The sequence below is a fragment of the Hoeflea sp. TYP-13 genome, assembly GCF_040932035.1.
GTDB lineage: Bacteria > Pseudomonadota > Alphaproteobacteria > Rhizobiales > Rhizobiaceae > Hoeflea_A.
The window spans coordinates 1824051-1848405 of the sequence record NZ_JBFRBB010000001.1 but is presented as its reverse complement, the minus strand read 5'-3'; the positions used below and the strand labels follow the sequence as shown (position 1 = coordinate 1848405).

31 protein-coding genes are annotated in these 24355 nt (G+C 55.8%); 20 read left to right on the top strand and 11 right to left on the bottom strand.

Translation table 11 applies throughout. The annotated features are described in order from the left end of the window. Positions 1-68 precede the first annotated feature (68 nt). The 3 genes from ABVT35_RS08775 (at position 69) to ABVT35_RS08765 (ending at position 4582) form a co-directional block, all read left to right on the top strand. A complete protein-coding gene (locus tag ABVT35_RS08775; protein ID WP_368465922.1) occupies positions 69-737 on the top strand; it encodes a GntR family transcriptional regulator in 669 nt (222 codons plus the stop codon). Between the two features lie 186 nt (positions 738-923). Then, a complete protein-coding gene (locus ABVT35_RS08770; RefSeq protein ID WP_368465921.1) occupies positions 924-2333 on the top strand; it encodes a cytochrome P450 in 1410 nt (469 codons plus the stop codon). A gap of 2 nt (positions 2334-2335) precedes the next feature. Next, positions 2336-4582, top strand: a complete 2247-nt coding sequence (locus ABVT35_RS08765; protein ID WP_368465920.1) for an RND family transporter — start codon at positions 2336-2338, stop codon at positions 4580-4582. Between the two features lie 78 nt (positions 4583-4660). On the opposite strand, the gene ABVT35_RS08760 is transcribed toward ABVT35_RS08765, so the two are convergent. Next, a complete protein-coding gene (locus ABVT35_RS08760) occupies positions 4661-5374 on the bottom strand; it encodes a DUF5995 family protein (protein WP_368465919.1) in 714 nt (237 codons plus the stop codon). Beyond that, positions 5371-6159 (bottom strand): carotenoid biosynthesis protein, encoded by a 789-nt coding sequence (locus tag ABVT35_RS08755; RefSeq protein ID WP_368465918.1) that lies wholly within the window; start codon positions 6157-6159, stop codon positions 5371-5373. Before ABVT35_RS08755 ends, ABVT35_RS08760 begins: the two co-directional genes overlap by 4 nt. A gap of 636 nt (positions 6160-6795) precedes the next feature. Here ABVT35_RS08755 and cueR point away from each other — a divergent pair. The 4 genes from cueR to ABVT35_RS08735 all read left to right on the top strand — a co-directional run bounded on the left by cueR (position 6796) and on the right by ABVT35_RS08735 (position 10309). Next, on the top strand, positions 6796-7212 hold the full coding sequence (cueR, locus tag ABVT35_RS08750; RefSeq protein WP_368465916.1) for a Cu(I)-responsive transcriptional regulator: 417 nt from the start codon (positions 6796-6798) through the stop codon (positions 7210-7212). Continuing rightward, on the top strand, positions 7209-7928 hold the full coding sequence (locus ABVT35_RS08745) for an NAD(P)-dependent oxidoreductase (RefSeq protein ID WP_368465915.1): 720 nt from the start codon (positions 7209-7211) through the stop codon (positions 7926-7928). Before cueR ends, ABVT35_RS08745 begins: the two co-directional genes overlap by 4 nt. A 94-nt stretch (positions 7929-8022) precedes the next feature. Then, positions 8023-9057 (top strand): permease, encoded by a 1035-nt coding sequence (locus ABVT35_RS08740; RefSeq protein WP_368465914.1) that lies wholly within the window; start codon positions 8023-8025, stop codon positions 9055-9057. Positions 9058-9076: 19 nt separating this feature from the next. Beyond that, positions 9077-10309, top strand: coding sequence for an MFS transporter (locus tag ABVT35_RS08735; RefSeq protein WP_368465913.1), 1233 nt, complete (start codon positions 9077-9079; stop codon positions 10307-10309). A 4-nt stretch (positions 10310-10313) separates the two neighbouring features. On the opposite strand, the gene ABVT35_RS08730 is transcribed toward ABVT35_RS08735, so the two are convergent. Continuing rightward, positions 10314-11588, bottom strand: coding sequence for an NAD(P)/FAD-dependent oxidoreductase (locus ABVT35_RS08730; RefSeq protein ID WP_368465912.1), 1275 nt, complete (start codon positions 11586-11588; stop codon positions 10314-10316). A gap of 239 nt (positions 11589-11827) precedes the next feature. Between ABVT35_RS08730 and gltS the strand changes: the two genes are divergently transcribed. The 5 genes from gltS to ABVT35_RS08705 all read left to right on the top strand — a co-directional run bounded on the left by gltS (position 11828) and on the right by ABVT35_RS08705 (position 14738). Then, positions 11828-13039 carry a sodium/glutamate symporter gene (gene gltS, locus ABVT35_RS08725; RefSeq protein ID WP_368465911.1) on the top strand — a complete coding sequence of 404 codons (1212 nt, stop codon included), beginning with the start codon at positions 11828-11830 and terminating at the stop codon, positions 13037-13039. Positions 13040-13134: 95 nt separating this feature from the next. Continuing rightward, positions 13135-13572: a DUF4437 domain-containing protein gene (locus ABVT35_RS08720; protein ID WP_368465910.1), complete on the top strand. Its 438-nt coding sequence runs from the start codon at positions 13135-13137 to the stop codon at positions 13570-13572. Beyond that, positions 13569-13901 (top strand): ArsR/SmtB family transcription factor, encoded by a 333-nt coding sequence (locus tag ABVT35_RS08715; protein ID WP_368465909.1) that lies wholly within the window; start codon positions 13569-13571, stop codon positions 13899-13901. The genes ABVT35_RS08720 and ABVT35_RS08715 overlap by 4 nt, the downstream gene beginning before the upstream one ends. Then, positions 13894-14319, top strand: coding sequence for an SRPBCC domain-containing protein (locus ABVT35_RS08710; RefSeq protein ID WP_368465908.1), 426 nt, complete (start codon positions 13894-13896; stop codon positions 14317-14319). The genes ABVT35_RS08715 and ABVT35_RS08710 overlap by 8 nt, the downstream gene beginning before the upstream one ends. Before the next feature lie 113 nt (positions 14320-14432). After that, complete coding sequence (locus tag ABVT35_RS08705; RefSeq protein ID WP_368465907.1) at positions 14433-14738, top strand: hypothetical protein; 306 nt, start codon at positions 14433-14435, stop codon at positions 14736-14738. A 69-nt stretch (positions 14739-14807) separates the two neighbouring features. On the opposite strand, the gene ABVT35_RS08700 is transcribed toward ABVT35_RS08705, so the two are convergent. The 3 genes from ABVT35_RS08700 to ABVT35_RS08690 form a co-directional block, all read right to left on the bottom strand. Then, positions 14808-15452, bottom strand: coding sequence for a tetratricopeptide repeat protein (locus tag ABVT35_RS08700; protein WP_368465906.1), 645 nt, complete (start codon positions 15450-15452; stop codon positions 14808-14810). A 4-nt stretch (positions 15453-15456) separates the two neighbouring features. After that, positions 15457-16023 (bottom strand): hypothetical protein, encoded by a 567-nt coding sequence (locus ABVT35_RS08695; protein WP_368465905.1) that lies wholly within the window; start codon positions 16021-16023, stop codon positions 15457-15459. 256 nt (positions 16024-16279) lie between these two features. Next, positions 16280-17194 carry a LysR family transcriptional regulator gene (locus tag ABVT35_RS08690; RefSeq protein WP_368465904.1) on the bottom strand — a complete coding sequence of 305 codons (915 nt, stop codon included), beginning with the start codon at positions 17192-17194 and terminating at the stop codon, positions 16280-16282. Between the two features lie 121 nt (positions 17195-17315). On the opposite strand from ABVT35_RS08690, the gene ABVT35_RS08685 reads away from it, so the two are divergent. The 4 genes from ABVT35_RS08685 to ABVT35_RS08670 are packed head-to-tail and all read left to right on the top strand — an operon-like array spanning position 17316 to position 19205. Next, a complete protein-coding gene (locus ABVT35_RS08685; RefSeq protein ID WP_368465903.1) occupies positions 17316-17756 on the top strand; it encodes a VOC family protein in 441 nt (146 codons plus the stop codon). Between the two features lie 27 nt (positions 17757-17783). Next, positions 17784-18542, top strand: a complete 759-nt coding sequence (locus ABVT35_RS08680; RefSeq protein WP_368465902.1) for a hydrolase — start codon at positions 17784-17786, stop codon at positions 18540-18542. 29 nt (positions 18543-18571) lie between these two features. Continuing rightward, the gene (locus ABVT35_RS08675) at positions 18572-18937 is read left to right on the top strand and encodes a glutathione S-transferase N-terminal domain-containing protein (RefSeq protein WP_368465901.1); all 366 of its coding nucleotides are present in this window, start codon (positions 18572-18574) and stop codon (positions 18935-18937) included. Beyond that, complete coding sequence (locus ABVT35_RS08670) at positions 18900-19205, top strand: glutathione binding-like protein (protein WP_368465900.1); 306 nt, start codon at positions 18900-18902, stop codon at positions 19203-19205. Before ABVT35_RS08675 ends, ABVT35_RS08670 begins: the two co-directional genes overlap by 38 nt. Positions 19206-19287: 82 nt before the next feature. On the opposite strand, the gene ABVT35_RS08665 is transcribed toward ABVT35_RS08670, so the two are convergent. Beyond that, positions 19288-19950 (bottom strand): peroxiredoxin, encoded by a 663-nt coding sequence (locus ABVT35_RS08665; protein WP_368465899.1) that lies wholly within the window; start codon positions 19948-19950, stop codon positions 19288-19290. 281 nt (positions 19951-20231) lie between these two features. On the opposite strand from ABVT35_RS08665, the gene ABVT35_RS08660 reads away from it, so the two are divergent. Together ABVT35_RS08660 and ABVT35_RS08655 are read left to right on the top strand one after the other, a co-directional pair. Further along, the gene (locus ABVT35_RS08660) at positions 20232-20456 is read left to right on the top strand and encodes a hypothetical protein (protein WP_368465898.1); all 225 of its coding nucleotides are present in this window, start codon (positions 20232-20234) and stop codon (positions 20454-20456) included. A gap of 29 nt (positions 20457-20485) precedes the next feature. Beyond that, a complete protein-coding gene (locus ABVT35_RS08655; protein ID WP_368465897.1) occupies positions 20486-20974 on the top strand; it encodes a GNAT family N-acetyltransferase in 489 nt (162 codons plus the stop codon). Positions 20975-21022: 48 nt separating this feature from the next. On the opposite strand, the gene ABVT35_RS08650 is transcribed toward ABVT35_RS08655, so the two are convergent. Beyond that, complete coding sequence (locus ABVT35_RS08650) at positions 21023-21232, bottom strand: cold-shock protein (protein WP_368465896.1); 210 nt, start codon at positions 21230-21232, stop codon at positions 21023-21025. 309 nt (positions 21233-21541) lie between these two features. After that, positions 21542-22174: a cation transporter gene (locus tag ABVT35_RS08645; RefSeq protein ID WP_368465895.1), complete on the bottom strand. Its 633-nt coding sequence runs from the start codon at positions 22172-22174 to the stop codon at positions 21542-21544. Positions 22175-22248: 74 nt separating this feature from the next. Between ABVT35_RS08645 and ABVT35_RS08640 the strand changes: the two genes are divergently transcribed. Continuing rightward, the gene (locus tag ABVT35_RS08640) at positions 22249-22662 is read left to right on the top strand and encodes a helix-turn-helix domain-containing protein (RefSeq protein WP_368465894.1); all 414 of its coding nucleotides are present in this window, start codon (positions 22249-22251) and stop codon (positions 22660-22662) included. 27 nt (positions 22663-22689) lie between these two features. Then, on the top strand, positions 22690-22998 hold the full coding sequence (locus ABVT35_RS08635) for a cupin domain-containing protein (RefSeq protein ID WP_368465893.1): 309 nt from the start codon (positions 22690-22692) through the stop codon (positions 22996-22998). A gap of 97 nt (positions 22999-23095) precedes the next feature. On the opposite strand, the gene ABVT35_RS08630 is transcribed toward ABVT35_RS08635, so the two are convergent. Continuing rightward, positions 23096-23437: an antibiotic biosynthesis monooxygenase gene (locus tag ABVT35_RS08630; protein WP_368465892.1), complete on the bottom strand. Its 342-nt coding sequence runs from the start codon at positions 23435-23437 to the stop codon at positions 23096-23098. A 282-nt stretch (positions 23438-23719) separates the two neighbouring features. Further along, positions 23720-24268 carry a hypothetical protein gene (locus ABVT35_RS08625; protein WP_368465890.1) on the bottom strand — a complete coding sequence of 183 codons (549 nt, stop codon included), beginning with the start codon at positions 24266-24268 and terminating at the stop codon, positions 23720-23722. Between the last annotated feature and the right edge of the window lie 87 nt (positions 24269-24355).

Genomic DNA, 24355 nt, shown 5'->3' with positions numbered 1-24355 from the left:
TGTCAATATTTTTGTATACAATAATAACCGTATTGAATTTTTAACGCAACAAATTGTAGAGTGCCTCCATGGATCAACGCCGCGCCGACAGCATTCGACAGACCCTGGAACAACTCATCATTACCGGTGCGTTCTCCGACGGCGAACGCCTGGATGAAATCCGCCTGTCGGAGCGCTTCTCGGTATCGCGCACGCCGCTGCGCGAAGCGTTTCAGATGCTGGCGGCCTCGGGGCTGCTTGAACTTGTTCCGCGGCGCGGCGCCTATGTGCGTCATCCGGGTATTATCGAACTGGTGGAAATGTTCGAGGTGATGGCCGAGCTTGAAGGCATGTGCGGCCGGCTCGCGGCACGAAGGCTCACCGATGACGACCTTCGTGAAATCGGCACGGCAGCGGACGAGTGCGAAAAAGCGCTAAAGAGCGGTGATGCAGACGCCTATTACCGGGAGAATGAGCGATTTCACAATCTGCTTTACGATGCGAGCGGCAACAGTTTCCTTGCCTCAGAAGCCCGCAAACTCCAGCGTCGGCTTCAACCTTTCCGGCGCATGCAGTTACGCGTTCGTGGTCGTATGAATCAGTCGATGGACGAGCATCGGGCAATCGTATCGGCCCTTGAAGATGGCGACGAACAGCGGGCCGAAACCGAATTGCGCGGCCATATTGCCGTACAGGGCGAAAAGTTCAACGACCTGATGGCGCACTACAACCGCTCGAGGATGCGTAAAGCGGTTTAGTGTCCGTTCAGGAATTGGGGAGCTGTGGCTCAATCGATCGCGATGCGGCGGCAATTGACACAATTCGTGAGGTCCGCATACTGAAAATCTGATGGGATGGAATTAATACGGGCGTTTGCTTTGGGGCACCGTAGCGCCAGCGCTGGGGGGATTAGAGACGGGATTGGCGAACCCGTCGAGCCGGGCTTGGCTCAAAGACCACCTATCTCCGATCCTGATGAGAGGTTCAGACCCGCTTTTCCGCCGCCCCGCTGGAAACTGCCCAATCCCGCTGCAACGCTGTACTATCTTTACGCCAATCCCGTAGCGCTGTTGACACATGACCACTACAGCGAACCGATCATCGCCAACCGGATGTTCGGCAAGCGTGCCGTCTTTTTAGGCGATCCGGATTATATCCGGCACGTCTTTTCGTCGAACAGGAACCGCTACGGGCTCGATCCGATCCGGAAGCTTCTTCTGAAAGGCAATTTCGAACGCGGCATGGCCACAGTCGAGGGAGAAGAATGGAAACAGGCGCGAAAAACGGGAGCTGCTTTTCTTGATGCCGGACACCTTTGCAATTACGCAACCGAAATAGAGGAGGTCGTTGCTCAAATCTGCAACGATCAGCCCGACCGGCAGCGTTGTGATCTCGTGCGTCTCGTAGCGCAAATCACTTTCGCATGCTCCATGAGGTGCCTTTATTCGCTTTCCGATGACGGCTCCTTCAATTCCATCATCCGATCCAACGAGCGATATATGTCCAACGCGCTGCGGGTCGATTTCATGGATATCATGCGCATGCCGCACGGCCTGCCGCGTTTTCTAAAACGTTCCACACGCCGGAACGCGCGTAAATTGAGAGCAGACACGGATCGCCTCTATCAGCAGCGGGCCAGCCAGATCGAGAACGGCTGCGACGCACCCGACGACCTTTTGTCCCGTTACTGCAGTCATGCGCGGTCGGGCATGCTTCCTGAAAAAGAACGTTCAGGAGTGCTGGACAATATCGGCACCATGATGGGCGCGGCATACGAGACGACAAGCAACGCCCTTTGCTGGACACTCTATTTTCTTTCAAAATCGCCATCGGCTATGCGGGCTGTGCGACAGGAAGCCATCGCAAGCGGACATACATTGCCACCGCAGGAATGGCCGGCCACATTTCCCGTGTGCCTGGCGGCGATGCGCGAGACGCTGCGTCTTTATCCGCCCCTGCCCGGTATCGTGCGCTATGCCCTGGACAACGACATCATTGCCGGGTTTCCGATCAGGAAGGGCGACTTTGTCATCGGCAATGTCTGGGCGCTTCAAAGGACGGATCGGTATTGGAGCAACGGAAATCTATTTGACATCAGTCGTTTTTTGCCAGGTGGCCAGGGTCTCGACAACAACCGCTATTATATGCCTTTCGGTGTCGGTCCGCGCATGTGCGTCGGAAGGCAATTTTCCGAGCTCGTCGCGGTCATCACACTTGTTTCGATCCTTCGACAGTTCGAGCTGTCCTTTGTCGGAACCAAAACACCTGAACCGGTCTGGCGGGGAACGCTGCGGCCAAACGGTCCGATTCACTTCGAGATCACGCGAAGAAAATGCCAGACCGGGACCGCCTAGAATTGGAGGGGTCTTCCTCAATCGGTCTGGGGCTAGACCGGTTGGGTATCCTTGTCGTTCAAAACCCGCGAACCGCGTTTGCCGTTGTAATCGCGCTGTCGGTGCTCGCCCTGTTCGGCCTGGCCCGCGCCGAATTCGATGACAATATCAACGCTTCCTATAAATCCGCCCACCCCGCCTACGCGGACCTTTCGGCATTGATCGCACGAAAAGGCTCCGCCGTTGATGACATTCTCGTCCTTGCGGAAGCCGACCGGCCCCTTGACGCCGATGATATAAACCGATTGCGCGATCTTCACGTAGAACTGGAACTGCTTGACGGGGTCGCAGCGGTGTTTTCACTCCATGCCCTCGCCGAAATCCGGCCGGACGGATCCGTCGGCAGTCGTCTCGTCCCCGAAAATGTGACCGACGAGGCCCTGCAGGAGGTCATCAGAGCCGTCCGCGCGCATCCGCTGGCGCTATCACGTGCCATATCCGACGACGGCCGGGCAATCATGATGGTTGTCATTCCCGAAGCCGATGTTTCGGGCCGCGAAGCCTTGCGCCGCCTGACCGAAGCGATTGACAAAGCCACCAGCACATTCAGTACCTCCAGCCTCGCGATCAGCGCGACCGGTCAGCAGAAAATGCGCTTCGCAATTGCCGATGCCATCGTGCGCGATCAGATCATTTTCAACGGCGGAGGAGCGGTGCTGGCGCTTGCCGTCGGTTTCATGCTTTTTCGAAGTTGGCGTTACACCGTTGCAGCCTTCGCCCCCTGCGGATTTGCACTGCTTTGGACAATCGGCCTTGCCGGCCTCACGGGAATACCGATTACCGTCGTTACAAATGTTGTCCCGGTTCTTGTGCTTGTTATTTCATTCGCGGACAGCCTGCATCTCGTATTCGGGCTGCGGCGCGGCGGCAAAGAAAACCAGACCATAACGGAACAGATCGAAGCTCAGATACGTCGAATAGGCCCTGCCTGTGCCCTGACTTCGGTGACAACGGCAGTGGCGATTTTAACTTTGGCGACGACGGGATACACCGCACTCACGCAACTCGCCGTTCTCGGCGCTTGCGCAACGATCATCGCTTTCCTCGCGGTAATTACAGTCTTCCCATTGGCCGCGACCACTTTTCTCAAGAACAGACCACAATCGTTGGTGACAAGCGCGCCAGGCCGCATTCCGTTTCTTCTGTCCAACGCCACCGGCTTTCTGCTGAAGCGGCCCCTGCCGGTTATCATGGGAGGCGTTGCGATTCTGCTCGTCGGCATCGTCGGAACAGTGACAACCAGCCCGCGCTTTACCGTTTTTGAAAGCCTGCCGCATGGAAGCACGGTGCGCGATACGGCACTTGCAGCGGAGAAACAGTTTGGCGGCGTTCTCAACCTGTGGATCGAAATTGAAGCGGCACCCGGCGCTTCCTTCGAAACGAACTCAGGGTGGCTGCAATTGCGTTCCGTCCATGAGGCGGCGGAGAGCGTGCTTGGCAGGGGCAGCGTGTTTTCGGCCATCACGATCGGTAGAGCGCTCGGCCGACCCGATGTTCCCGTCGATCAGCGTATGCTGACCGACCTTCCGCCTTCGCTCCTCGCCCGGGCGGGCAATATGGAGGAAGGATTCGCTTACATCTCAACTCTTGTTCCAGACCCCAACGGCTCGTCACAAAACACTGAACTGTTCGACCGGCTGGAAACCGCAGTCAGGAGTGCCGGCGCGACGCGGGTCGTCGGAATACCTATGCTTGCCCGCGCCACCGGGCCGGATATCATCGACAAGTTGATGAAATCGATCATAGCCGCCGCCATGCTGTCGATCCTCATTGTTGCTGCTGCTTTTCGAAGCCTGTCACTGCTGCCTGCGATTGCGCTGTCCAACCTCATACCGGTCCTGGTGACCGGCGCGTTTCTGCATCTTCTGACTGCGGGGCACATGACAATTCCTGCTGGTCTAGCCATGACCGTGGCATTCGGGGTTGCTGTCGACGATACGATCCATTTCCTCAATCGCCTGAATATTGAAAAAGGACTGGGTAAGCCCCCAACCGTCGCCCTGGAGGACACGGTATCCAAGGTGGGACAGGTGCTTGCCGCCACAACGCTGGTTCTTGTGGCCGGGATCAGCATCACCATGTTCAGCGGATTTGAAACGGTGCGCTTGTTTGGCCAGTTGATGATGGTGATTCTGATTCTTGCGCTTTTCGCCGATTTGATCGTTCTGCCGGCTGTCATATTGAAAGCCAAAAGCTGGTGGCGCACTTGATCGCCGGTGTCGTTTGGCAGGCCTGCGGTTACCGGTGCTGTTGGTCGAGACCCGGGAGCGCCAAACAGGGATGTTTTGTCATCCGGGATTTCCGGGCACGCTGACCGTTTTGCGGGACGTGCCAGCTTCAATCCATGAGCAGGCATCGTTCCATGCAGCCTTTCGCCAGGACTGGAATACCGGCAGCCAGACGAACCGCAAAATCCTAATATTTGCGCTGTAGAAACCTAAAACAATGTGGCGCCAGCCAATCTGCGCGCGGTGATGAATTTCAATGAAATCCAGAGCGGCCTCACAAAACGCAGCTCCTGTTTCGCCGCCCGTTACTGACGATTTGTAGGTCTCGAGATCTGGTTTTTCACCGAATTGCGTTTTGTAGTCTTCATAGGCCTGCCTAACGGCAATCGCGAGGTCATGGCGCGTGTGTGCCCAGGTGGCCAGAGAAATCAGAACCAGGTGATGTGAGATCGGGGTCTTGATCGTCTGGCTTTTTGCCAGGTTGAAATAACGTCGCCAATAATGAGGCAAATTTTGAGTATCATTTGCTGAAATCGCGACAGTGACTTTCCTGTACAAATCGTAAAACCTGATGATCACCAGGTATGCAAATGCAGGATTGGGATGCGCGGTAAGATGCGATAACCAGGATTGTGTCGTGCACCGGTACAGACCGGCGAACAGCGAATGAACCCGTCTGCCCGGCTCGTCGCTCAAGGCGTCGAACGCGTCCCAGTCTCCTCCAATTCTGTCCAGGATCGATAACGCGCGTAATCTGAGCTGATCTGATGTCACGGGCGCCTCCGCGCGAATGAACCGGTGTCCTGGCGTGACGTCTGCAATAGTAAGGTGCGCGGGCGCAGCAACTGGAAAACCGCTACAACGGCAACCGGCACCATGGTCAGGACAGTCAGCATGGAGATATCCGAATATATGCCGGCTACCGGAACGGAGGCACCATTAACCAGAACGGCTTCCGCGCGGCTTCCTGCAACCAGCGGATTGAGAACATACTCAACAGGAAAGGCCAGATACATGAGCGGCACCGGCACCCAGAACAGCCGGGAAGAGATCTGCTGATTGTGCGGCACTGCTGAAGCCACTCTTTCGCGAAGGATGGAAAACAGCTGGAACATCATCCAGGTCACGCAGAACCAGCCGAAATAATTAACAAGCGGCACACCAAAATGTGGTCCGCCGTCCAACCAGATCCAACGGCCTTCGACCGTCGCTCTCAACGGGTCCATGGATGCGTCCCACAACACCATCAGCAGCGCGGCGGCCACGGGAACGCCGTATCGCATTATAGTATCCGAAGGGTCATTCACGCAGCAAAGCAGAATACGTGCCAATGACCAACAGACATAACCCATTATGCAATAGGCCGGCATGACGAAAATCGGAACGTGGCCGAGGAACGGTGCCATGATCTCGGTGTAGTGGTAGTTGCCGAACGGAAAACCGGTAAGCACGCTGACCGTCTCGAAGGTCCAGCCGATTACGAATACACTGATAACAAATATGAAAAGCCCCCTGCCGCCTTCGGAACGGCGCCCGTGAATGATCAGAAAGGCGATCATTGCACCTGCAACCAATGCCGGAGACCAATATTTCAGGGAGCCACCGGGTACGCCAAGCGCGTAGAGCGCATTACCAGCCCACGCGGCACACACAAGCACCAAACTTGTCCCCGCAGCAGTCAGATCAGCTCGAGCGGTTCTCGCCATTATTCGAAATCCCCCACCCCAAATCAGTACTTTGACGATTTTCCTTCAGCTTTTGTTGGTCATTTCGAGTAGATCCATCCCAAATCGGATCTAGTTGTGACACGCATATATATTTGCAAATAATGCAGGCTCTTGAAAGGTACAGGATACAACTCTCATTGTTGTTCTGCGTTCCGGTTGTCTGCACTCCACGAGTTGGACGGGCTGAAACCAGTGAATTCTTTATTTGTACGGAATATCTGCGCAGCAAGCACAATTATCTCGAGGATCGGCCAGGGAATGCCGGTGAGCTGAAATAACAAGATCGCGCATGTCGCCGATCGAACAGCCGATGAGACACCACATCGTGTTGATGGATGCGCCGCCAGGTGTGATTGCTAAGCCAACTTGTGCCGGAAATGGTGTCGGCGAAACTCGTTCCAGTTTTCCTTTGACCTTATCTATGTGATCTGCAATCCTTCCAGCTACAGGAAGGTTAATAGGTGTTTTATGTATATGATCGGAGACGCGGCAAAGGCATCGGGGCTGCCGACAAAAACGGTGCGATACTACGCCGATGTGGGCCTGGTTAAACCGGACGCCAGGTCGCAGTCGGGATATCGGCTCTATGGCCATGCGGAGTTGAAGAAACTGATATTCGTACGCCGCGCCCGCGCATTCGGATTCTCCGTCGACGAATGCCGGGAACTGTTAGATCTTTATGAAGACCGCGAGCGCCCGAGCCGTGAGGTCAAGAAACTCGCCCTGCAGCGTATCGGTGAAATCGAAATGAAGATGGAGGAACTTCAGCTGCTCCACCACGAACTTTCGCATCTGGCTGAAGCCTGCCGCGGCGACGACCGGCCGGATTGCCCCATCCTGAGCAGTTTTGCCGATGATGAAGAACTACCCGGCCTGCGGCCATGAAGATCGTCCTTTTCGGCGCCACAGGAAATTGCGGCCAGCGCCTGATGCGGTGTGCACTTGACGCCGGCCACACCGTGACAGCCTTCGTCCGAAACCCGCAAATGCTGCGGGAACAGTGCGGATCTGATCTGCCGGTGGCTCTATCCGTCATGGCGGGCGATATTGCCGACGAACGGGCGGTGGCTGGAGCGATTGACGGCCACGCTGCAGTGATCAACGCTGCAGGCAACGTTGCGGATGGGCAAGCTTTCGTCGAGCTCGTCGACAGGATCGTGACACAAACACAGGCTGTTCTTGGAGACGGCGGCCGTCTGTGGTTGTTCGGCGGCGCAGCCGCGCTTGATGTTCCGGGAACAAAGGTCATGGGAGCGGACCTGTCCATGGTTCCGCCACTCTACCAAAGCCACAAGATGAATTTCGACCGCGTTATGGAAAGCAGCCTCGACTTTTCCATGCTCTGCCCCGGACCGATGGTTGCATTGCCGGACGGCAAAGCGCGAACAGACCTTCGGGTATCAATTGACGAATGGCCGTTCGAGCGTCCCTGGTACACTTTCGGAATGCCGGAAGCGGCACTTTCATTGGCTCTAATGCGCCATGTTCGCGAAATGACCATATCCTATGAGGATGCCGCCCAATTCGTCATCGACAATCTGGAACCAAGCAACCGGTACACCCGCCGCCGGATTGGGCTGGCCAAGCCAAAAGCGCGCTGAGCACCGCTTGACACACGTATTAATTCTATATAACTAGATTTATAGTTTTATTGATAATCTGCGTTTCGACGCGGGCAATACGGGATATCGGCGCATGACGGACATCACACAGGCAACCTCACCCAATGCAGGACGGTTCAAGCAATGGCTGACAACGCCCTGGAGCGTCGTCGTCGTCGCGCCGTTGCTGGTTCTTGCTTTAGACGGGACAAACTTCTTTCCCGTCACGCAATTCGCGCTCAGGGCTTTTCTGGGCACGTTCCCTTATATAGTCATCGCCGTCATTATGATCGCCTGGCTGAAAGCTGCCGGTGCGGAAGCCTATGTAGCGCGCGCATTCGAAGGGCGCGAAACGCGTATGATTTTCTTCGCAGCCCTGCTCGGCGGCCTTGCGCCCTTCTGCTCCTGCGAAGTCATCCCATTCATAGCCGGGTTGCTGACACTGGGTGCGCCGCTGTCTGCGGTCATGGCCTTCTGGCTGTCATCGCCGCTTGTTGATCCACCGACACTGATTATCACGGCTAGCGCTCTTGGCTGGCCGTTTGCTGTCGGCAAGGCGCTCTCAGCGGTTGCCCTCGGAATATTTGGCGGATTTTCCATCAAGGCGATGATGGCTGGCGGCCTGTTTTCCAACCCGCTGCGGGTTCGTGAAAGTTCAGGATGCAGCCGCGGCCCCTCGCCTTTCGACGGCAAGCCGGTATGGGCGTTCTGGAAGCAGGAATCCCGGCGAACCGTGTTCCGCGATCAATTCACGGAAAACGCCGTTTTCCTGATTAAATGGTTGGCGCTGGCTTACGTTCTTGAAGCACTGCTGGTCACTTATGTTCCGGCTTCGCTGATTGTGGCAGCCGTTGGAGGCAATGGTTTCGGGTCGATCGCAACCGCTGCATTTGTAGGTATGCCCGCCTATCTGAACGGTTACGTTGCACCGCCGCTGCTTGCCGGTCTGATGGAACAAGGCATGAGCGCCGGCGCTGCCATGGCCTTCATGGTGGCAGGAGCCGTCAGCTCAATACCGGCGATGGCCGCCGTCTTGTCGCTGGTAAAGCGCGGCGTTTTTGCAAGTTATCTTGGCTTGGGGCTTGTGGGTGCTATTGTGTCGGGAATCATTTTCCAACTGATCAGCTGAGCTGCTGTGATAGCACCATATGAACTCACCAACTGACTATGCGGCGGCCGCAAGTGGCCGCGCCCGGCTGGCCGTGTGGCTGATGGCCGCCGGGCAGACTATCGTTTGGGCGGGTCTGTTCTACAGCTTCGCTGCTTTGCTTCTAGCGTGGGAAGAAAGTTTAGGCTGGGCAAAAACCGATCTGGCACTGGGACTCACCGCTGCAGTTCTGGTTGCCGCACTCTTATCTCCCGTCGCCGGCCATGTCATTGACGCGGGCAACGGCAAATTACTGCTGACCGCCGGCTCGCTCGGTGGTGCCGGAGCACTGGCACTGCTGACAACGGCAAACAGCCAAACAGCCTTCATCGCGATTTGGGCGGCGATCGGCGTTGCTCAGGCAGCCAGCCTATACGAGCCCTGCTTCGCTTTCGTCACCCGAACAATGGGGTCCGCAGCACGTGGCGCCATTACCCGGATATCGCTTTGCGCGGGGTTTGCGTCGACCATCGCATTTCCAGCAGGCGCCTGGCTTGCTGCGAGCTTCGGCTGGCGTGGAGCAATACTGGTCTTCGCCCTGGCAGTTGCGGCGGTTGGAGCGCCTCTCATGTTTGCCGGAGCCATGATCCTGGATCGTGAAGAAATGGCCGCACCCGAAGTCGGACATGCAGAGCCGAACCGGGCTGCCGTTCGAACAGCCATCCGAAAACCGGCGTTTTGGCTGCTGGCCTTTTCCTTTCCCATGATCGGGCTGAACCATGGCCTTCTGCTCAATCACATCATACCGATCCTTGTCGACCGTGGCCTGACGCAAGCACTGGCAGTGACGGTTGCTTCGGTCATAGGTCCGATGCAGGTGGCGGGCCGGTTGGCCCTTATGCGGGTTGAACACCGTATCAGTGCCGTAACGATGACCCTGGTCTGTTTCGGCGGCATCACCGTGGCGGCCCTGCTTCTGGTCTATGCAGGGGCATCTCCAATCCTCGCTTTTGCTTTTGCGGCGATCCAGGGATCGGCCTATGGCCTGACCAATATCCTCAAGCCCGTAGTCACTGCCGAAACGCTTGGGCAAAAAGGTTTCGGATCGATTTCGGGCTTGCTCGCCATGCCTTACCTGGCGAGTTTTGCAATCGCACCTTTTGCCGGTGCGTGGCTGTGGCAGATCGGCGGCTATGATCTGGCGATAACGGGTGCCGGTCTAATGTCGTTTCTTGGCCTGATCGCAGTCATGGTTCTGGCGCTTCTCTACCGACGATCGGCCTATGCCGGCTGATTGCCTAAAATCGTACAAGGTGCGCAAGACAGGCTCCGGTTTCATAGTAGGCCGCCTTCAGCGTTACATGACGTTCCTCGTGCCGGTCCACCGGCTTGATCGGCAACAGCTCCTCATTGCCGGTTGCAAACGCCGACACCACCCGCGAGCCGAACAGAGTACCGGGCCCAATACCGCGGCCGGAATAACCGTAAATCATATGAGCATTCGCACCGAGGCGTACAATTTTCGGGATATGGTCCGAAGTCATCGCTATTCGGCCGCACCAGACATACTCCAGCGGAATATCCTTCAGATGCGGAAACAGCTGCGACAGTTTGCTGCGTGCCCAGTCCCGGTGAATAGACGCCGCTGAATGGTCCAACGATCCCACAGCCCCGATGATCAGCCTGCCATTCTGATCCCGGCGAAAGGATGACATAACCGTGGCCGTATCCCAGCCACCCTCAAGTTCGGGCAGTATGGCGGCCCGGTTCTCATCGTCCAGCGGAACGGTTGCCACCTGAAAATAATGAACGGGCACAAAGGCCGGTGCGGGTACCCCCTGTGCTTCGACATGATAGGCGTTTGTTGCAACGAGCAGGTATTTTGCCGTCACTGTACCGCGCGCCGTGTGCGCAAGCCATTGATCACCTTGCCGTTCAATATGCGTTGCCGGGCTGTTTGTATGGATGTTCGCACCGGCCTGTTGCGCTGCCCGGGCGAGCCCGGTGCAATAGGCAAGCGGCTGTATGGTTCCGGCACGTGCGTCGTGCAGGGCGCCCTGGAACCGCGAGGAACCGGTCCGTGCTGCCGTATCTAGCGGATCGAGCAGCGTCACCGGCGCGCCGCGGCTCTCAAGCTGTCGGTAGCGGCTTTTAATGTCCCGCAGCCCGGCAGCCGAATGGGCACAGTGCAATGTTCCGTTGCGCACGGCTTCGCAATCGATCCGGTGTTTATCTATCAGTGAAAAGACCAGGTCAGGCGCGCCTGCAAGCGCAGCGTTGAGTTTCTCACCGGCTTCCCGCCCCATCGTTCTTTCAACATCGTCAGGCGGCATCCACAGGCCGGCATTGACTAACCCCACATTGCGGCCGGAGCCGCCCAGGCCAATCCTTTCGGCTTCGAGAACACAAACATTCAAACCAAGTTCCGCTGCTTTGAGCGCCGCGGAGCAGCCGGAAAAGCCGCCACCGACTACAACAAGGTCGGCTGTGACATCACCCTCTTGAACAGAGGTAAGAAGCTGCTCCCGGCAAGTGGTCTGCCACAGAATCTGTTGTGCTCGATTTAAGCTCATAGACGGCATAGAACCTAAAGTTGCAATTGATGCAAGCCGTTATCTCGCTGACAGCATCACTGCATTGTCAATAAACATGTCGAACATTGTTAAATCCGGTAACTCCGGCCAAATCATGCTTGCAATAATTGTGGGCCGTATCGCTTGTTGCCAACACACTTGCATTTTGCGAACACTGCTTCTAGCTAATCGAAGCCGTTCCGGGCGGCAAACGTGTGAAACAAGGCGTGGAAATCGGTATGTTGCATACAATAGAAATACCGGACTTTCCGGCCGTGGCAGCCGGTATAATCGTCTTTTTCCTCGGAGCCTTTTTGACACGCCGAGTCGCGGTGCTGAAAAACTACAACATCCCTGAACCCGTGGCCGGCGGACTTGCGGCAGCGCTGATCACCTGGGCTGCCTATTCACTGTTTGATGTCGAGATCGCATTTGACCTGTCGACACGCGATGAACTGCTGGTTGTCTTTTTCGTAACAATCGGATTGAACGCGCGGATTTCGGATCTCGTGGCGGGCGGGCGCATGCTCGGTATACTGCTTGCCGTCACCATCGCCTTTATCATCCTGCAAAACTGCGTGGGGCTTCTCGGCACGCTGGCCTTCGATCTGCCCCGGCCGGTCAGCGTACTCTTGGGTTCAGCCTCTCTTATCGGTGGCCACGGGACGGCTATTGCCTGGGGGCCGACAATCGAGGCTGCAACGGGGTTCGAGGCCTCCGCAGAAATCGGCATTGCATCGGCGACGCTGGGGCTCGTTTGCGCCGCGCTTATCGGCGGACCGATCGCAAAATATCTGATCGACCGGCATCAATTGGAGGCGAAAGCCGATGGCGGGCCGGTGGTAGGCCTGCCCTATGAGAGCGACGGTCTGGAGGCAGGCGCCGTCAATCACATCAGCATTATGCGCTCCATACTGGCGATCTACATCGCCATCATCATCGGGTACGTCGTCGATGAGGCAATCGCTTCCGCCGGTCTGAAGCTGCCGCTTTTCGTTTCCTGCCTGCTTGTGGCAATCGCTATATCGAACACGGTGCCGATGTTGTTTCCGAACCTTCCCTGGCCCGCACGAACACGGGCGCTTGCCGTGATATCGGATTATTCGCTGTCGGTATTTCTGGCAATGTCGTTGATGAGCATGCAGTTGTGGACCCTTGCCGGTTTGGGCGGTCCACTGATCGGTGTGCTGATTCTTCAAGTGCTTGGAACCAGCCTGTTTATCGTCTTCCTGTTTTTCAGGCTGATGGACAGCAACTATACGGCGGCCGTTCTGAGTTCGGGTTTTGCGGGATTTACGCTTGGCGCCACACCGACTGCAATTGCAAATATGTCGTCTGTTACCAAGCGCTACGGCCCTGCCCCGCTGGCATTTATCATATTGCCCATGGTCTCGGCCTTCTTTGTCGACCTCGCCAATGCACTGATCATTCGCTATTTCGTCGCGCTCTAGGCAATAGCTGACACTCTCCATTCAATAGCATGCTTGACATGAAACCAAAAGGTATCATATTAAATAATACTTTTTGGTTTCATATGGAGGATTTGATGTTACGAAGAACCCGGACGGCCATTGGAGCTTTGTTGACGATAGCAGCCTGCTCGACGTCAATCGCCATGGCGGAGCCGATAACCAATATGCCGGTAACCGCTCTCGACTGGGAGACGACGGCGGAAGGCGTTGCATTTGCACCGCTATCGGGAGACCGCTTCAAAGAGGCCTATATGGCCATGGTTCGCCTGCCGGCGGGTCTTGTCAGCCCGCCGCATACCAAAAGCGCCAATATGTTCGGTGTCGTGATATCCGGGACACTCATCCATGTGGGCGTCAGCGAAGTTCAAAACGACGAGCGGTTATTGCCTGCGGGTTCTTTCTACAAGATACCTGCCAATCTGCCCCACATCAGCAAATGCGTTTCGCAAACGGATTGCGTGACTTTTCTCTATCAGGACGGCAGTTTCGATTTTCTGCCGGTAGAAAAATGAACAGTGACATCCAGGGCGCCTTCCGGGCGCTGGCAGACCCGACCAGGCGCGATATTCTCATGCATCTGAGTTCGCGCGACATGACCATAGCCGAGGTCGCGGACAACTTTGCGATGACCCGCGCGGCGGTCAAAAAGCACCTCACCATCCTTGAAGAAGGAAATCTCATCACCGTACGTGCCCAGGGCCGGGAAAGGATCAACCGGCTTGAACCGCTCGGGCTCAAATCCGTCGCCGACTGGGTGGGTTATTTCAACCGCTTCTGGGACGACAGGCTGCTTGAATTGCAACGTGCCGTAGAGGACCACGAAAGGAAAAGTCATGACTAATGCGACCATCACCAAAACTGTTTTCCTCGCCGCATCGCGCGAGACCGTCTGGGCATTCCTGACGCAAAGGGAAAAGCTCGCGCAATGGTTCCACCCCTGTGACGGCGATCTGCGGGAGGGCGAGGAGTTTTCGCTGTTCGGCAAAACTGATGACGGCACCGATGCCAAATTGTGCTGGGGCACTGTGTTGCAGATAGTTGAGCCGTCAAAGCTGGTCTATTCGTTCACGGTACACCCTCTCGACGGGGCGATGACAACGGTGACCTGGATACTTGACGATGCCGGTGACGGCACCCGCTTGACCATGGAGCATGCCGGGCTCGCCGAAGTCGACGCTTCATTCGGCCTGATGATGGCACTGGACGCCGGCTGGGACGAGCATCTTGCTTCGATACGCAACGTGTTGAACAAGGGATAGGAAGCAACACCCTCCTGACAAGCTGTGTCAGGAGGGTGTGAAGCCTTCCTTGAAAAGGCTTGCCTTCCGCCTCACCTGCTATTTAATATTCTTGTTAATTAAGGGAGAAAGCCATGCGCGGTATTACAATCACCTACAAATATTCCGGTCCGGAGGATGCCTGGCGGGCGGCCATGGAAACGTTCATCGCCGCGATCAATGCCGATAGCGAAGTTGCCGGCAAATTCACCTACCAGGTGTCTGTTGCCGATGATGGAGAAACCCGCATTCATTGGGGACGATGGGATACTCAAGACACATTGAAGACGCTCCAGTCGCGCGACTATTTCAGTGAGTTTGCCGGCAAGGTACGCGAATTTTCCGGCGGTCAGCCCGTAAATACTGGTGCGGACGTCCATTTCAAAACCACGGGCTGGTAGAACGCAACCAGGCCGCGACAGGCATTAAACTAGTCTAGGGGCCGTGCAAAATGAAACCCGCGCAGCCCTTTAGCGTGTCTTCAGGCGTTTCATGATCTGCTGCTCCTGGATAACAAGGACCTTCTGCGTCTTGTCGATCAGATCCAGATAATATGCAGATTCCTTTGAACCGAATTCGTCGCGTGAAATCGTCAGGTGGCGCTGCGCCTCGTCAAAACGCTGCGTAAGGAAATAGAGCTGGCCGAGATTGCCGTGGACAGCGCCTTCCGTATAGGTGTTGGTTCCCTTTGTCATTGTCTCCGCGCGCTTTAGCAGCAGTTCCGCCCGCCTGAAGTCGCCGTTCTTGAGACTGACCCAGCCTGCGGTATTGAACAACGTGGCGTCATCGATGCCCTGCTCTTTTTGTATTTTGATCGCCCTGTCAAACGACTCGGTGGATTTTTCATAATCGTCCAGCTCATGGTAGGTCAGCCCCAGATTGAAATGCGCCCGGTAATAGTCCGGTTTCACAGCAATCACCTCCTCAAGCATTCGGGCTGATTCCTTCGGGTCGTAAACTTCCTTACGGTATGGAAGCCGCATCTGGCGTGCCTCGAGGACCTTTTTCTCAAGGGCGGCCGGCACCGTTTGTCCGAACTTATCCTGGGCGGCTGCCTGACTGAACGAAAGCACAGCCACAGCCAACGCAATTGGAGTCAAATGCCGCATCTTCATCAGGTCATCCTCCGCTCAGGATACGAATATCATCGACAGGCGGCGGTGGTGCGGGTTGCTCCGTTGTATCCCCGTCCGCAAATATTCCGGGGCCACCTGCGGTCCGGCGCGATTCCGAAGCAACCACGGTGAGTTGCGCCTGTATTTTACGGATGACACCGGCCACCTTTTCCGCATTGAGCTGAATTTCGTCATCCTGGCCGTAAACACCCCTATAGGGCTTGTTCACGAGCGGATGGGTCTCACCCTTGTGGACCAGATAGATATCGCCATAGGCCTTCTCCCATTCGGGGTGGGTCATGGTGATATGAAGCTGCACCTCACTAACCGACGTGTATTTTTCAATCGCCAGAGTGATCCACTGCAGCGGGCCCGCGCACAGCATGAATACCAGGGCTATCTTCAGGAAAAACCGGCTCAGACCAACGGCCCTTTCGTTGGGATTGGGCTGATTGACGATCTGTTTGACGTTCATGTAGCCAAGTACGACAAAGATCATCGACAGCCCCAGGAACCCAAATCCGAGTACTGTCGCGGCATTGTCAAACAGGCTATTGACTACGGGATCCATGGTTTTCTCCCTACGGGCTTTTGTCTTGCCCGTCCTTTGGCTGCATGAATGCAAGCCAATCGATGAGGAGCGAAAACCGGGAAATCAGGAATTTTTATATTGTCTTCTTACTTCCAGAATATCCATGTGAACTGCAATCGCCCCTTTGCAACCGCCAGTATAGCGAAAAACACCCTGCGCATATAGTGTGGGTATAGTGTTCATACTTCGATGATTAATATTTGCAAATTGCGGAACCCTGCGGGTCTTCACCCGCTTAGTCCGTTGGCGCCGCTTTGCTGCATTTGTCGGAAAGATAATCGACAAAAGCCCTGACCTTGGCCGCAAGATGCGTGCGGCTGGGATAGATCGCATAAACACCGATCGGCTCTTCCTCGAAGCGTGTCAGGAGCGGAACAAGCGCACCGGATGCCAATTCACGCTCACACGCCATGCTGGGCAGCCTGGTGATGCCGACACCGGCCAGTGCGACCGCGAGTTCAGTGTCGGCGCTGTTGCACACGAGCCGCGGCGAAACGGACACTGACACCTTCTTGGCGCCGGGCCGGCCATATTCCCACACCGTTGCCGTCTTTCGATATGAAAAATCGATCAGCGTGTGGTCAACCAGGGCTCCGGGTGTGTCGGGTGTACCATTGCGGGTCAGATATTGCGGCGAAGCGACGGTCAAAAGCCGCGACATCATCAGCTTTCTCGCAATCAATCCGGTGTCGTCCAACCGCCCGGCCCGAACAACCACATCGAACCCTTCTGCCACGACATCGACCATTCGGTCACTTGCCTCGACATGCAGACGGACATCGCCATAGGTCCGCATGAATTCCGGCAGCCAGCCATCAAGATAATTTCGCGCAAAGCTGACGGGCACGCTGACCCGTAAAAGACCCATGGGCTTATCGCCAATGCTCAATATGCTGTTTCTGATCTCCCTGGCATCTTCGACAATTCTGTGTGCTTGCTCGTAATAGGTTTGCCCGACATCTGTCAGGCTCAACGTGCGGGTCGTGCGGTTTAACAGGCGCGCACCCAGACGCGCCTCCAGACGGGCCACTTCCTTGCTCACATGGGATGCGGAGTGTCCGAGGCGCTCTGCCGCTGCGGCAAATCCGTTGGCATCGACCACAGCACAAAATATGGCCATGCCGTCGAACAAGTCTCTATTATTGTCCATTTGGAATTAATTACCTTACATCTGGATTATTAAACTCCATTTGCCAATAGTCTAAATTAGCTCCCGTCGGAATGGCAAGCCCACCTCGCCGCAACGCCACTAACAGAAACAGGAGCTGAAAATGCTGGATATGCAAAATGTCGATCACATCGGTATCCGCATAAGCGATCGTGACACGTCCGTCGCCTTTTACAGGTTGCTCGGCTTCGAGCTGATTGCCGATGGCGGCTTCGAACAGGGCCACCCTCTGGTCATGGTTCATCCAAGCGGCATCAACTTCAATCTTCTCGGCCCGGCCGACGCACGCAAGGGCGAGAACGTGCTGATGGATGAAAGCGCCAAATATCCGGGCATCACCCATGTCGCAGTCAAGGTCGCTTCGGCCGAAGATACTGAGGCTTTCGTAGCTGCAAACGGCATTGCCATCACCGGCCGGAGGGATTTCCGCGGCACCAAGACCATCTTTATCCGCGACCCGGACCGCAACGTGCTCGAGCTCGTCGGCCCCGGCCCCGCCGTATCCGAACTCATCAAAGAGCATGTCGAAGACAACCCGTCGTAACCCGTCCAGAAATGAAAGGTCGATACAATGAAACCCATCCACATTCTCACTGCAGCCGTGCTGACGCTCTCCAGCGCACTCACTCCTGTCGCGGTTGGCGCAGCGGACACGATTGAAATCAAAACCGTCAACGGCGTGGCCACCTATCCGGAAGGATATCAGGGCCGACCGCACCGGGCAGCGCAGGAAGATCCGTTCCTGTCGCCGTCAAATGCCGCCCTGATCCTGATCGACTACCAGCCGCCTATCCTTCAGGGCGTGCGCAACATCGACCATGAGGAGCTGATCAACAACACCACCGGCCTCATCAAAACCGCCGTTCTTTACGACATTCCGATCATCTTCTCTCATGTTGCCGTCGGCTTGAACGGCTACAACCCGATGATTGAAGAGCTGCGCAAGCTGGCACCCGATGCGGTGTTCATCGACCGTACAAATGTCAACGCCTGGGAAGAACCGGAATTCGTTGCAGCCGTCGAGGCAACCGGCAGGAAGAAGCTGATCATGGGCGGTTTATGGACCGATGTGTGCCTTGCCTATCCCGCCATCGAAGCCGAAAAATCCGGCTATGACGTCTACGTGCCCGAGGATACGGTCGGCAGCATAACGCAGCTTTCCCACGAAAACGGTATGCGCAGGATGATCGAGGCCGGCGTCGAGCCGATCACCTGGAATGTCGTACCGGCGGAACTTCAGCGCGACCATGCGCGTTCCGACAAGCTCAAGGAGGTCACACGCATCTTCATGGAGCATCTCTTCAAGGTCGATCCGGACACCACCTGGTAAGCCCCTCTCAAACATCAGGGAACAAGAAAATGAAACTCTATTCAGCCCCCGGCACATGCGCCACCGCCATGCACATCGCGCTCGAATGGGCCGGCGCACCCTTTGAAGTCGAGCATCTCGATTTTCAGGGCATGAAATCGCCGGAATACCTCATGCTCAATCCTGCCGGCGTTGTACCGACGCTGGTGGCCGACGGCACGGCCATGGCAGAGGGTGCCGCAATCCTGCTTTATCTGACAGACAGGTTCCCGCAGGCTGGGCTTGGCCCCCAAAACGGGAGACGCAGACCGTCAGGAGCTACACCGCTGGCTGGTGTTCCTGAGTGGCACATTGCATCCCTATTTCTGGCCTCATTTCATGCCGATGCGGTTTACGACCGACGAAAACGGTTATGAATCGGTCAAGGATGCATCGCACATTCTGGTGGGTAAAGCCTTCACCATTATCAACGATCACCTAGAAGGGCGTGAGTGGCTGGTCGGCGATGAGCGGTCTGTAGCCGACGCCTTTCTCTACGCGATGGCATCATGGGGATACGGTCTTGCCAAGCCGACAAGCGAATACCGCAATATTCACGCGCTGATGCAGCGCATGGCGGCGGACCCTGCCGTGCTGAAGGTTCATGCGGCACAAGGCACCAGTCCAAAAGCCATCGCTGCCTGAGGTCGTCTTGCCGGTGCGGGCGGCAACCGGCATAAAAAGCGGCGGCGTTTTCAAGACGCCGCCGCTTTTTCATCCGTAACCGCTATTTCGGTTGAGGTACGATCCGCAGATACGGTTTCACCGTCTTCCAGCCTTCAGGATATTGCTTTTCGGCTTCCTCGTTCGAAACCGCTGGAACGATAATCACATCGTCCCCGTCTTCCCAGTTCACCGGTGTCGCCACCTTGTGTTTCGCTGTTAGCTGCATCGAGTCTATGACCCGCAGGATTTCGTTGAAGTTCCTGCCGGTGCTCATCGGATAGGAAATGGACAGTTTGATCGTCTTGTCCGGCGCTATCACAAAAACCGTCCGAACCGTCTGATTGTCGACTGCCGTGCGACCCTCCGAAGTCTCTCCCGCCCCGGCCGGCAGCATGCCGTACAGTTTTGCGACTTTCAGTTCTGTGTCGCCGATCATCGGATAGTTCGGCATAAAGCCCTGCGTCTCCTCGATGTCGGCGGCCCATTCGGCATGGTTGTCGACCGGGTCGACACTCAGCCCGATGATCTTGACATTGCGCTTTTGAAATTCCGGATTGATTTTCGCCATGTAGCCGAGCTCAGTGGTACAAACCGGCGTGAAATCCTTCGGATGCGAAAAAAGGACGCCCCAGGAATCGCCCAGCCATTCATGAAAGCGGATCTTTCCCTGTGTGGTTTCTGCTTCAAAATCGGGCGCGGTATCGCCTATTCTCAGGTTGGTCATACCCTGTTCTCCCTTCTGAGAGTTGCAGCTATCTGGAGCGCAGACACACGGTACAAATTCCGCACCCGCTAAAATCAGTGAACACGAACGGCTACAGACAATCAACTGGATACAAGGCAGCCGTTAATGTCTAACTAGAGGGCACGCAAATCCGTGCAAGTATGTTTGATCCTGTCACTGCATGGCATTTTCACTTGCGCGGCGTTGCATGCCGTCGCACAAGAAAATCACCCGAAAGGGCCGGAATTAGGACAAAGTGAATGTGATCTGAGGATGTATCCATGACAGCCAAACGACTGCCGCTTCCAAAGCGCTTCAATGCCGGGCTGACCGAAGACGCCTACGCGAAACTGCGTTCCCTTAACGCCAAATGGGGACTTGGGAACAACTATCTGCTGGTCGTTCTTCTGGAGAACCTCGACAGATACGCCGATCCTGAAAAACTGGAGCAGGTTTTTCAGGACTTCATAGAAGAGTACAGCGCGCCGAAAACGGCGAAAGACTAGCCCTGCGACAATCAGATGAAGCTGCCGATATGATCATACGCCTTGAAAAGCCGGCCGACCGGGACGCCATTTACACGCTGCATAGCGGGGCGTTCCCAACCGATGACGAAGCCAGACTAGTTGACCGGCTGAGGCAGGACGGTGATCTTGTCCTGTCGCTGGTGGCTGTCAAGGACCAGCAAATTGTTGGCCATATTGCATTTTCGAACATGCAGGCCCCCTTCCCCGCACTCGGGCTTGCGCCTGTCTCCGTCTCCGAAGCTCACCGGCGCCAAGGCATAGCAGCGGCGCTGATCAGCCGTGGGCTTGAGATGGCAAAAGACCAGGGATGCAGTGGTGTTTTCGTTTTGGGAGATCCCGACTATTACCGGCGTTTCGGTTTCAGCACCGAAATGGCAAAGGGATTTCAGTCACCCTATGCGGGACCATATCTGATGGCTATGCCCCTTGCGGATGATGAATTGCCGAGCGCATCGGGACGTGTGGAGTATGCCGCGGCATTCGCATCACTGGGCTGAATCAAAAACGCCGGGCTCACAGAGCCCGGCGTCCGGAAATTCGTTGGCTTAAAGAGCCTGAAGGTTATCGGCGGACGAGCGACCCGTGCGCTTGTCAGCGACGACTTCAAAGGCAATCTTCTGGCCGTCGTCGAGCTGGCGCAGGCCAGCGCGTTCAACTGCACTGATGTGCACGAATACGTCATTGCCACCGTCGTCAGGCTGGATAAAACCAAAACCCTTCTGGGTGTTGAACCACTTTACAGTTCCGTTCTGCATAGAATGTCCTTTCGGGACTTAGTATAGTGTTTGAGGCGCGAGGCGCCTGCTTTTGTGTATCGAAATCTTGGATCTGGGGGGAAGCGGCGCGTGGAATGCATCCTGGGCGCTGCGGCCATACCGTTGGGCCGAAACTCGATACGATTCAGTCCCACATAACCGCGTCATTATCAAGGCGAATTATCAGGCAATGGGGCGGCGATTTCACCTATCCCTTATAAATCGCTGATTTAATTATAAAATACTTGCTGTCTTTTTGCTGCCGGCCTCTCCAAAGGTCGGCTTGGCAACAACCCGGCACACCATTTGTCACGCCATTTCATGTGCCTGCGCGGCAAATCTCTCGCGCAGACCCTGCCGGACAATCTGTACAGATGAAGTAAGAAACAGTCCGGCCATTATTGACGCGACGATCAGGTCGGGCCATCCGGTCTGGGTGCCCCATACACCAAGCGCGGCAAACATAACCGCTATGTTGCCGATCGCGTCGTTGCGCGAGCACAGCCATACCGAACGCACATTGGCATCGCCGTCCTTGTATCGGACCAGCAGCAGAACGCTGGCAAGGTTCGTCGCCAAAGCCAGGGCGCCGACGACGCCCATGACCTGCGCTAGCGGAACGCCGATAAAAAACACGTGCCAGGCCGTCGAACCGAACACCCAAAGCCCCATCAGCATAAGGCTTATGCCCTTGGCAAGGGCCGCGGTAGTTCTGACGGAAACGGAGGATCCGATGACAGCCAGCGAAATGCCATAAGTCATTGCATCGCCGAAGAAATCCAGCGCATCGGCCTGCAGGGCTTTGGAGCCAGCCATCTGACCGGCTGTTATTTCAACCACAAACATGGCGGCGTTCAGGCCTATCACCAGCCACAGCCGGCGTTTGTAATCGGCCGACATGCCATCGAATGCATTGTTATTGTGTCCGCAGCAGGCACCCATTTGCCACCTCTTGTTGAATTGCTGCGACATAGATAATGTCTCTAGCTGCTATAGCTTCAAGAGGAAACTTTCATTTGTTTACGATTGGCCAGATTTCACGCAGAACCGGCGTCAAGGTTCCGACCATCCGCTATTATGAGCAAATGGGACTGATCGAAGCGCCCGAACGGTCTGAAGGCAATCAGCGCCGCTATTCGAAAAACGAACTCGACCAGCTCGGCTTTATCAAGCACGCACGGGACCTCGGTATTTCCATAGACGCAATTCGCGACCTGATCCGGTTGAATGCACATCCGGAAACGCCCTGTGCGGAGGCCGACAAGATAGCCAACGAACACCTGGCGTCCGTGCGCCAACGTATCGCCCAACTTCAGCGTCTCGAATCCGAATTGTCGCGCATTGCAAGCGGCTGCAAGGCGGGTACGGTGAAAGACTGTTATGTGATACGCGCCCTGTCGGATCATTCGCTGTGCGAAGACGAACATTAAAGGCAATGCAATTAGGAGCTATCGGCTATGTGCAGCAACACGCCATCGGGCAGTGCAAAAGGTACGGTACTGATCGAGAACGATAAAACGCGGGTGACCGAATGGCGCTTTTTCAAACGCGGGGACAACACCGGATGGCACCGGCATGAATATGATTATGTCGTGGTGCCGTTGTTTGACGGAACGTTGGAAATAGACAATGGCAACGGCGAACGCGTTAGGGCTCCGATGCAGAACGGCGTGCCCTATTTTCGCGAACTGGGCGTGGAACACGACGTCATGAACGGCAACACATTCGAATGTGCGTTTATTGAAATCGAGTTCCTGAACAGATGACCCCGTGCAGGTTCTCTCCACGGTTATTCAGCAATTGCAGCCGTCCTCTATCGACGTATGGAAGCCAAAGCGAAATTGCCCTGTGAGGTTGGTCTATTCAGGCTTCGGCCAGAAACATACCCAGGTTGGTCTGCTCGCTGGCAAGACCGGAGCTTTTGACACCTAGAGAATCATATTGCTCAGAATAGTCCCGCAGAAAGGTCAGGAAATCCTCACGGGATTGCCAGTAATCGGCCGTACGATACCGAGAAGGATCGTCCGGGTCGCGAAGGAGTTCGGTTCTCAGATAGCCTTCGGCACATTGGAACAGACGTGCCCACTCCCCCGTTGAACCGTAAAGCGCTTCGAATGCCGAGGCTTTGTCCGGATAAACCTTGTATTCACAGAAGAAAGCGCAGGGAGCCGTGCTCCAATCAGGCTTGTCGTCATTTTGTGTCATATGGTCCGCCCACCATTTTACACCGCGAAAGTAGCCCCTAGGTTGACAGCGGACACCTTAAATTACGTTTAATCGATATTGCGATGTTTTACCTAGTAGGCGCATTTAATGGCTATATGACTGCATTTTTCAGTGCCGTAGCCGTTAAATCCGCGTGGTCGCATGGAGGTATGAACCTGGTTTCCGGGAAAAATTGCCTCCGGCAAAGCCGCTGTAGCTCCCAAACACAGTCCAGCGACGGCGCGTGTCACATGAAGTGTTGGGCATGGCCCCGAGCGGCCACTAAGCTGCCAGCGCATTGCCGGAGGCCCCGTCGACAAGCGTCAGGCCGCCAGCCAACGTTTTCCTGTTTATGCCATCAGCCGGAATCGCGTGTTCACGACCACAGCCATCAGCACCCTGAATTTTGCAAACTGCCACTCCTAAACCAGCAATATGAAACGCGGCGGCCGATTGCCTGCGCAGGGCCGCGAGCGTGGCGCGATTACCGGTTTGGACGCTTTTGTGTCTGACATCACTGCCCCAGGCCACAGGTCCCGTCCGTCCGGTGGTACCGGGCGGTTCGATCATCCCTGCATTATCTAAGTGATTGTCAAAACGTCCCAAGGAGCGACAGTTGCGAGCGACTGCGTTTACCGAAGCTCTGCAATCGGTTAAATCAAATCGTATGGCCTGAAATGCGTTGCCGCCGCCCTTTTTACCGGCAACAATTTCAGCAGCGTACGCGGTTAACAGCCTATCCAGAGTCCGGCGGGTCGCCGCTTTTCCAACAACCACACCAATGTTGCCCTTGACTCGAATAGTGTGTACCGCGATGCCATACATATCCATACGTGATCCTGGTCGATTAAGAGACTCAGTTCTGCGGCCGCCCTCAATCAAGTTAATTGCACACGTGATTACGATAAATTGCTCGAC